The following is an 8,751-nucleotide window of genomic DNA, read 5'->3' as shown; positions in this document are numbered from 1 at the left end:
TATTTATAGTAATTATTTAAAATAAACATAGTTTATTTCTTTATGTTTGCCCTTGATAACCTAAAATAACTATTATAAAAAAACAAATACAATTTAATAGTAAGTTATTTTGAGAAAAAATTCCAATAATTATATATACAACTTCATTTTTCTTCGAATTAATTTAAAAGAACTTTATGGCCTGATTCCAAATAAAAAACATAACAAAAACTGGGTGATCAAATTTAGTTTTTGAACACCCAGTTTTCTTACATATAGTTTAAATTTGTTTAAACCAATGCGCATATTCAATTTGTTTTTAACATCAGTTAGACTATCCTGCACTATGTAACAATCTTAAATGGTGGAAGTGTTAAAAGATCAAGCAGGATAGTCGATCATTGAGATGTTATCTCAATACCTACATCTGTCGTTTAGCCGAATGGAACACTTGAGTGGTGTAACTGGATTTTCAAGTCGCCGTCTTCATCCATGATATAGCCAAAAGTATACTCCACTTTCACTTCCTCATTAGTTTCTCCTGAAGTAAAGTAATATACACCTGATGAAATCGCTGTGTTACCATTAAGGATCGTGTCGTGATTATCAAAACGGATGTCTGTCCAAGGCTCTAAGGCAAACCCACCGTCTTCTTCGATATCCCCACCGACAAAGTAAGATAATGCGTCATCTTTTGTTCCTCGGAATGGCACTTCTGCTGCTTTAGTTGGTTTGAATAATACTTGACCATCATCATACGCATACAGGTTCTCAAGCGTCTCAAGCGCTTTTTCTTCAGCTTCCTCATGACTTTCTAAGCTTGCTGCCCCAATCGCAATGATGTTTTCTGCCCATTCTTGTTGTGCCTCTTCGACATCCGAAAGGGTAATGACCGGTGTTTCCTCTTGTACTCCATTTGTGGTACTTGTCGTATCTTCTCCTTGAGCAGCTGTTGCGCATCCTGCCATTGTTAAAACTAAAGTTGATAAAAGTAATGTTTTTTTAATCATATAATTCCTCCTCTATAATTAAACTCTAACAGAAACCTTTGTTTTTTAAAATATTAAATATAACAAAATTTAAATAAAATAAATAAATATTAAAAGTTATCTAATCAACGTTTAACAAGAAAAAAAGTTTAATAAATGACAATATAAAAAAATATAAAATAATTTATAAAATTTGTTTAAGAAAAATCACTTGTCATATAATTTATACGAGCGAAGAAAAATGGATGATTCATTTAAGGATACATGCAACTGTTATCTGTCCATACAAAAAAACGTCGAAGTCCTCCCGACTTTCGACGTTCTTGGTTCATTTCAATGTTCATTTCAATTTTTTGTTCGCCGGATCTTTCATCCGCATTTTCCCATCTTGGCACATATCCAATAGTGGGCAGACCTCACAACGTGGGCTTCTAGCTGTACAATGATAACGACCAAAGAATATCAATGTATGATGCGTTTTGACCCATAATTCTTCCGGCACCTTTTTCATCAATGTTTGTTCAACTTCTTGTACTGATGCATCTAATTTGCAGATCCTCAGACGTTTCGTCACTCTTTCTACGTGAGTATCGACAGCTATTGCTGGCACACCGAATGCATCTCCTAGTACGACGTTCGCCGTTTTTCTGCCTACACCGGGTAATGAAACAAGTTCCTCTCTTGTTTGAGGGACTTCGCCACCGAAATGGTCAATCAACTGTTGGGCACAAGCTTTGATATTTTTTGCCTTGTTCCGATACAACCCGATCGTTTTGATTTTAGGAATGATCTCTTCCAGTGGGGCTTCAGCTAACGCCTCTGGTGTCGGAAAAGCTTCAAATAAAGCAGGTGTCGCCTTATTGACGGAAACGTCTGTCGCTTGTGCGCTTAAAATGACGGCAATCAATAATTCGTATGGATTTTTATGCTGTAATTCTCCATGAGCTTCTGGAAACATCTCGTACATTTTTTCAAAAGCTTCCATTGTCCGTTGTTTACCTAACATATTACTCCCATTCTTCCAGCCAATTCTTCAGTGACACTTTAGGCAGCTCTGCTTGTTGGGCTGGCTGATCGATTTCTTTTTGAAGCAGTTGCTGCTTTCTGCGCTTTTGATCTTCTTCTACTTGTTGTTTTGTTTTTAGGTTTTTCCGTTCCCATGACAAGAGAATACGGTCGATATAGTTAAAGCTATACGCTTGGTTCAAGACAGCCTCACGCAAAGCTAATTTCAAGATTTCAGGATGATAATGATCGTCTTCTAACCATTGACCGATTCGTTGGAACTCAATCGAGGATAACGGGCGTCCAAATTCTTGCTCAAAGAGTTGATAAACTGATCGTGTCACTTTTTCTTGAACTTCTTCTTCTTGCTTTTGTGTATCTTTTTCTAATAATCTTTCCAAATGTGCATAAGTAGGTGTCAAATCATAGCGATCTGCTTTCCGTCCATCAATCAGGGTTGTTTCGATTGAAATAAAATGACCACTAACTAGACGGTTCAAGATTTGAAAAACCTTGTCTTGCTTAACACCCATGTCTTGGGCAATAGCCATCAGATCTGGAAAGGAATCACCCTCTGATTGTGCCATATGCAATTGCAAAATAAACAAAAATTCATCCGCTTCTAAGCCGATGCGATGATAATTTTTCAGCAAAAGATTGGAAACGATCGTTTGACCCGCTTTTAAATAGTTTTCTAAATTCAACATTATTATCCCTCGCTTTAAATTTAGTATACGTAAAAATAAGACTTGAAGCAAGAAAGGATTGGTTGAATTTTTTAGAATAGTTTTGGTTTGTTTTTGTTCTGCTATTCACTTTTCGGAATATATTTATGTCAGGAGAATAGCTGCTTGTACGTTTGCACTTCTCCCACCTATCGAGGAAAGCGCGCACGCATTACAAGCAGCTCTGACAGCTTATTCAGGATACTTTCGTCGACTATTTTATTCCGTCTCGTCATCCGTCCGTAATTCGTACGGTTGTCCTTCGTACGTATATTCTGTATTCAATGTGCCATCATTTTCATCGGTATAGATTCGTCGACTAAATGGAAATTGATGTTCTTCCCCCGTCTTCGTATCCTCACCAGATAAGACGAATTCCTCAGCTTGTGTTTCATTTAACTGATTGATCACTTTATCCGCTAAAGCATCAATATCGACCGTTTCAGATCCTGTTACTTTTTTATAATCTTCGATAAAGTTGTCTTGTTGTACGAAATACTCTTTTTCCATAATGATCCTCCTCTATTCCAACTTTCTTTATTCCTTAGTCAGAAATTAATTACATCTATTATTTTGACAAAAATATCAGTGAAAAACAACTAATTGCAACTGGTGAAATTTGATACAATCCGCTACCCTCTCGTGAGAATCAAAACAAAAGACTTTGAATTTGAACAAATAGATGTAGAAAAATCACAAAAAAAGATCATCCAGAAACACTACTGTTTCCAGATGATCCATTTTATCCAATCAGCTATGTGTCTTATGACACCCAGTCAAATTATTGCGCTGTTTCGATTTCTCCTAGCGCTGCTTGAGCAAGAAGGTTCAAGTAGTTCCAAGGACGGTCAAAATGAGGTTGGAAGAAGAAGTCAGAAAGAGCTAAATCTTCGACAGTCATTTTATTTTGAACAGCTAATGACATTGTATTCGCAGATTGAGTGATGTCGTATTTAGACATGAATTGTGCGCCTACGATACGATTTGTTCCTTTTTCATAAACAAGTTCCATCATGACTTTTTCAGTAGTTGGCATGAATTCTGGACGATAGTTGTCTTCGAATAATGTTGCTTGGACATCCAAGTTATTCATTGGCGCACTTTCTTTTGTAACACCGGTTGACCCGATCGTCCAACCGAACAAGTACAAACCAGAAGTCCCTTGTGTACCACGATAAGCCATTTTTTGTTCTGTCAAGTTGTTCCCTACTAATAAACCTTGACGGACAGCGTTTGTCGCTAAAGGAATATAGTTTTGAGTACCACTTGGGTTATAGTTGACAACTGCTGAATCTCCAGCTGCAAAAATATCTGGATCACTTGTTTGCATGTACTCATTTACTTTGATTGCGCCGTTTGGTAATGTTTCTACTTTACCTTCGATCAATTTTGTATTTGGTCTGAAACCAACACATAAGATGACCATATCCGCATCAAATGTTTGACTAGCGGTAGTTACTTGTTTCACTTTACCGTTTTCGTCTGGAATGAATTCAGAAACGTTTTCACCTAAAGCTAAATTCACACCACGGTCAACTAATTCTTTTTCTAATACGTCTGTAAATGGTTTATCTAAATATTTATTCAAAATACGATCTAAACCATCGATCAACGTTACTTGTTTGCCTGATTCAACAAACGCTTCAACTAATTCGATTCCGATGTATCCACCACCAACGATGACTACTTTTTTCGCATCTTCTGCTTTTGCAATGATTTCGTTTGCTTGGTTATAGTTTTTACATAAAAGAATGTTTTCAGATTCAATCCCTTTGATTGGTGGGATGATTGGCCATGAACCAGTTGTCATCACTAATTTGTCGTAAGAAACTGTTTCAGTTTCGCCAGTTTTTAAGTCTTTCGCTGTCACTTGTTTGTTTTCCGTATCAACATCAGTCACATCATGCTCCATTTTCACTTTCGCGCCTAGAGAAGCTAATTCTTCAGGGTTTGAATAAAATAGGCCTGCTGGGTCTTTTACGACGCCTCCGACATACAATGCGATCCCACAAGATAAAAATGAGACATTGTCATTACGCTCATAAACAGTTACATCTGCTTCTGGGTTGTTTTTTAAGATACTTTTTACTGCCGCTGTTCCTGCATGGGTACAGCCGATTACTACTACTTTCATGTGTGTCCCTCCGATAAACGTTTTGTCCTTTGACATTTTTAACTATAGCAAAATTAAAACGGCTTCAACAGTTTTATGCTTGTGAATTCACAAGAAGACGCTTGTCGTTTCTTGCGCATTTGTGTTTCAAAAAGCTGATAAATAAACGTTCTTTTTGTGATTTTAGCAACGAATAACCAATCGCTTGTGAAGGAATAAGAAATCGTAAAAAAATAGAATAAAATTTTTGGGATTTTTCTTAATTATAAGACACTTTTTCTAAAACGCATTCGTTATCGAAGTATTTCTTTAGATAGGAAAGAAAAAGACAAAAGCATCGACAAAGTCACTCGACCTTAGCGATGCTTCTATTGACTATCCAATTTATTTTTTACAATTCGGGCATAATCCATATAATTCTAATCGATGATCATGGATCTCAAAATCAGTCAAGCGTCCCGCGGCCATTTCAATATCTTCTAAACCAGGATAATGAAAATCAACAATCGTCTCGCAATTTTGACAAATCACATGATAATGTCTTTGCGAACTAAAATCAAATCGGCTTGAAGCATCACCATACTTCATTTCCTGAACAAAGCCGATCGATGTAAATAATCGTAGATTATTGTAAACCGTAGCAACACTCATATTAGGAAATCGATGTTCTAGCGCTTTGTAGATTTCATCTGCAGTCGGATGTGAGCGATGTTCGATCAGATACTCTAAAACTGCATATCTTTGCGGCGTAATGCGAATATTTTCTTTTTTTAATTGCTCGATTGCCGCTTCTACTTTTTTATTTTCCATATAAACAAAACCCCACCTTATTGTTCTTGTATTATCATACTATTTTTATTTTTTTAAATCTACATATTATGGAGAGAAAAAGGAAAGAATTTTATAATTTAACCAATTTTAGACAAAAAAAGTGTAAAATAACGGATGTTACACCATTATTTCACACTTTTTATTCATATTTTTCGATTATTCTTTTACATTTCTTGATATAGAGGAGTAGACAAATAACGTTCTCCGTTGTCTGGAATAACAGCTAAAACTTTTTTCCCAGCGCCCAACTCTTTGGCTACATTCAAGGCTGCTTCCACTGCGGCTCCACCTGAAACGCCGACTAAGATCCCTTCTTCTTGACCCATTCGGCGAGCAGTGATCATTGCTTGCTCACTTGATACTGATACGACTTGATCGTATACATTCGTATCTAACGTATCCGGTACAAAGCCAGTACCAATACCTTGGATTTTATGTGGCCCAGGTTCTTTTCCTTCTAAGACAGCAGATTCTGCTGGTTCAACCCCCACGATTTTAAGTGATGGATTGATTCGTTTCAATTCGTGCCCTGCTCCAGTGATCGTACCGCCAGTACCGATACCTGCGACAAATGCATCTAAACCGTTTACACCAAATGCTTCTTGGATTTCTGGACCTGTCGTTTTTTCATGAACCATTGGATTCGCCGGGTTTTCAAATTGCAGAGGTAAGAAATAGCCGTTTTCTTCTGCTAAACGTTTGGCTTCTTTGATTGAACCACTGATTCCTTCAGTTCCTGGAGTCAAAACAAGCTCAGCGCCATAGCCTTTCATCAATAAACGGCGTTCAATACTCATCGTTTCAGGCATCACAAGCTTCACATGATATCCCTTGGCTACACCAACCATTGCTAATCCGATACCAGTATTACCTGAAGTCGGTTCAATGATCGTATCGCCTGGTTTTAATAAACCGTCATGTTCTGCTTTTTCAATCATATTCAATGCAATCCGGTCTTTCACACTACCACCTGGATTGAAAAATTCTAATTTAACAAAAACATCCGCAGCTCCTTCTGGAACCATATTGTTTAATCGAACGATAGGTGTTTTACCGATCAATTCTGTGATCGACTGATAAATCTGTGTCATGTTTTTTCCCCCTTCATTTGCTTCTCTATTCATCATAATACAAAAGTCTTGTGTCTGCGAGTGTTTATTCCTAAATCATGCAAAAAAAAGGTCAAAAATGAATAACGAAAATTATTTTTTTTGATCTATCAACTGACTAAATGATACAAGACAAACGCGACGAAATAAAAGAAACCCCGCGAAAATACGAGAAGCGATTTTCGCGGGGTTTACTTTATTATTAAGAGAGCCAGAATCGTTCCTACCCTCTTGTTTTATACTCGGTCTAATGCTTAGACGTTGATTTCTTGACCAACTAATAATGAATAATTAGACATCGTCATGCCATTCTTCGCCATAAGGTCATCGACGGACATGCCGAATTTTTGGGCAATATCCCAAAGTGTATCACCAGAAACAACTGTATAAGTCTGGCTACTGCTTGTCGTCGTTGTCGTTGAGGTTGTTGTACTTGTCGTTGTGGTGCTTGTCGTACTAGTTGTTGTTGATCCAGTCGATGGTGTATCAAAACGAGTCAGATCATACGTGCTGATCAATTCATTTAGTTTACTGCCATAATTTGGGTCTGTTGCATATCTCCCAGTTAAGTACGCTGTGGCATCGTAATAGCTTGTTGTATTACTTTTCCATACACCTGAGTAATGGTAATCTCCTGTAGAAAAACTTGTTGAACGTAAAACATTTGCATGGTCTTGGAAAGATTCCCAATAAGATGAATAGCGACGGAACGGTTCATTCATCGTCACCCATTGACCATTCAAAAATTCTTTCGTATTCATATACACCACAGATTGACCTGCACTACCTTTTACTCCAAAGAGATTATAATATGGAGCACTTGATAATCCAGACGTTCCATAAGCACTTTCTAGTAATGCTTGTGCAATCATGACCGATGCGTATAAGTCATTACTTGCTGCAACTTCAGACGCCGCCCAGCCAATTTGATTGATAAAGGCTTGTGGATCGGCAGAAGATGCTACCTCTAGTTCATCTGCTCGTACTGTTTGTGGTGTTGCTGTGACCAACATTGGCCCAACTAATAGGCTTGTACCCACTAAGGGTGCAATGGCTTTTTTATTAATGATCATTTTCCTTTTTGGCCTATGATGTCGGGCACTACGGGTTCTCAGCTCTTGCATTCAAATTCCTCCTCAAATGAAACGGTGAATAAAACTTCCTCTTAAACGAAACTTAATCATTTAAATTATACGTTTTATTTTATTGAAACTCAAATAAATCTTATATAATTCCGCTTTTGTAATATCTACGTAATAAAAAAGTAATATAAAAGCAACAAAAATAAGTCTCTTTTCATTCGGTTTAGTCGAAAAAAATAGAAAATTGGAGGCTTGGAAAAAATCTCCAAGCACTCCAATCGAACTGCTTTTATTATTTGATTAAAATTGATTGTAGACATTAACAACATTATCCACGGTATAACCAAATTCTTCAAGTATTTTGTTTCCAGGTGCAGAAGCGCCGAAGTGATCGAATGTGATCGTCTTCCCTTCTGTACCTACGTAACGTTCCCAGCCGAATGAAGCTGCTGCTTCAATGGCCACACGTTTTGTCACTGCTTTTGGCAAGACACTTTCTTTGTATTCAGCTGATTGTTTTTCAAACAAATCAAAACTTGGCATTGAAACGACAGAAACGTCTTTGCCTTGTTCTGCTAATACTTTTTGTGCATCGACAGCTAAAGCTACTTCAGAGCCAGTTGCGATCAAGATCCCTTCTGGTTGGTCTCCTTTTGCTGGAGACAAGACGTAAGCGCCTTTTTTGACCATGTCATCTGCCACTTCTTTTGTTGATGGCAAAACAGGTAAGTTTTGACGACTTAGTACTAAGATCGTCGGTGTATCTGTTGATTCCATAGCTACTTTCCACGCGGCACGTGTTTCGTTCCCGTCTGCTGGACGTAGGACATGAACTCCTGGCATACTTCGAACAGAAGCCAATTGTTCTACTGGCTCATGCGTTGGGCCGTCTTCACCGACCGCTACCGAGTCATGGGG

General features: G+C 37.7%; 9 protein-coding genes. All 9 read right to left on the bottom strand.

The genetic code is table 11. From position 1 onward, the window contains the following. Nucleotides 1-413: 413 nt before the first annotated feature. Complete coding sequence (locus tag JZO83_RS13515) at nt 414-989, bottom strand: hypothetical protein (RefSeq protein WP_207116081.1); 576 nt, start codon at nt 987-989, stop codon at nt 414-416. 319 nt (nt 990-1,308) lie between these two features. Then, nucleotides 1,309-1,974 (bottom strand): endonuclease III, encoded by a 666-nt coding sequence (nth, locus tag JZO83_RS13510; protein ID WP_207116080.1) that lies wholly within the window; start codon nt 1,972-1,974, stop codon nt 1,309-1,311. A 1-nt stretch (nt 1,975) separates the two neighbouring features. Beyond that, entirely contained in the window at nt 1,976-2,680 is a 705-nt protein-coding gene (locus JZO83_RS13505; protein WP_206859285.1) for a DnaD domain protein, read from the bottom strand. 237 nt (nt 2,681-2,917) lie between these two features. Then, entirely contained in the window at nt 2,918-3,208 is a 291-nt protein-coding gene (locus JZO83_RS13500) for a DUF5960 family protein (RefSeq protein WP_207116079.1), read from the bottom strand. A gap of 271 nt (nt 3,209-3,479) precedes the next feature. Next, a complete protein-coding gene (locus JZO83_RS13495; protein ID WP_206859280.1) occupies nt 3,480-4,832 on the bottom strand; it encodes an FAD-dependent oxidoreductase in 1,353 nt (450 codons plus the stop codon). Nucleotides 4,833-5,195: 363 nt separating this feature from the next. Continuing rightward, complete coding sequence (locus JZO83_RS13490; RefSeq protein WP_019724202.1) at nt 5,196-5,621, bottom strand: Fur family transcriptional regulator; 426 nt, start codon at nt 5,619-5,621, stop codon at nt 5,196-5,198. A gap of 185 nt (nt 5,622-5,806) precedes the next feature. Then, on the bottom strand, nt 5,807-6,733 hold the full coding sequence (gene cysK, locus JZO83_RS13485) for a cysteine synthase A (RefSeq protein WP_206859274.1): 927 nt from the start codon (nt 6,731-6,733) through the stop codon (nt 5,807-5,809). 272 nt (nt 6,734-7,005) lie between these two features. Further along, the gene (locus JZO83_RS13480) at nt 7,006-7,875 is read right to left on the bottom strand and encodes a glucosaminidase domain-containing protein (protein ID WP_207116078.1); all 870 of its coding nucleotides are present in this window, start codon (nt 7,873-7,875) and stop codon (nt 7,006-7,008) included. Nucleotides 7,876-8,133: 258 nt separating this feature from the next. After that, a partial coding sequence (locus tag JZO83_RS13475) for a transketolase C-terminal domain-containing protein (RefSeq protein WP_277990906.1) occupies nt 8,134-8,751 on the bottom strand: 618 nt, incomplete at its 5' end.

It is taken from the genome of Enterococcus sp. DIV1298c, assembly GCF_017316315.1.
GTDB lineage: Bacteria > Bacillota > Bacilli > Lactobacillales > Enterococcaceae > Enterococcus_B > Enterococcus_B mangumiae.
This window is presented reverse-complemented; position numbering and strand designations above follow the sequence as displayed.

Bases quoted from the DNA above. Each gene is read 5' to 3' on its own strand.
- JZO83_RS13490 (WP_019724202.1), bottom strand. From the start codon at position 5,621: ATGGAAAATAAAAAAGTAGAAGCGGCAATCGAGCAATTAAAAAAAGAA.
- cysK (WP_206859274.1), bottom strand. From the start codon at position 6,733: ATGACACAGATTTATCAGTCGATCACAGAATTGATCGGTAAAACACCT.
- JZO83_RS13500 (WP_207116079.1), bottom strand. From the start codon at position 3,208: ATGGAAAAAGAGTATTTCGTACAACAAGACAACTTTATCGAAGATTAT.
- nth (WP_207116080.1), bottom strand. From the start codon at position 1,974: ATGTTAGGTAAACAACGGACAATGGAAGCTTTTGAAAAAATGTACGAG.
- JZO83_RS13495 (WP_206859280.1), bottom strand. From the start codon at position 4,832: ATGAAAGTAGTAGTAATCGGCTGTACCCATGCAGGAACAGCGGCAGTA.
- JZO83_RS13480 (WP_207116078.1), bottom strand. From the start codon at position 7,875: ATGCAAGAGCTGAGAACCCGTAGTGCCCGACATCATAGGCCAAAAAGG.
- JZO83_RS13505 (WP_206859285.1), bottom strand. From the start codon at position 2,680: ATGTTGAATTTAGAAAACTATTTAAAAGCGGGTCAAACGATCGTTTCC.
- JZO83_RS13515 (WP_207116081.1), bottom strand. From the start codon at position 989: ATGATTAAAAAAACATTACTTTTATCAACTTTAGTTTTAACAATGGCA.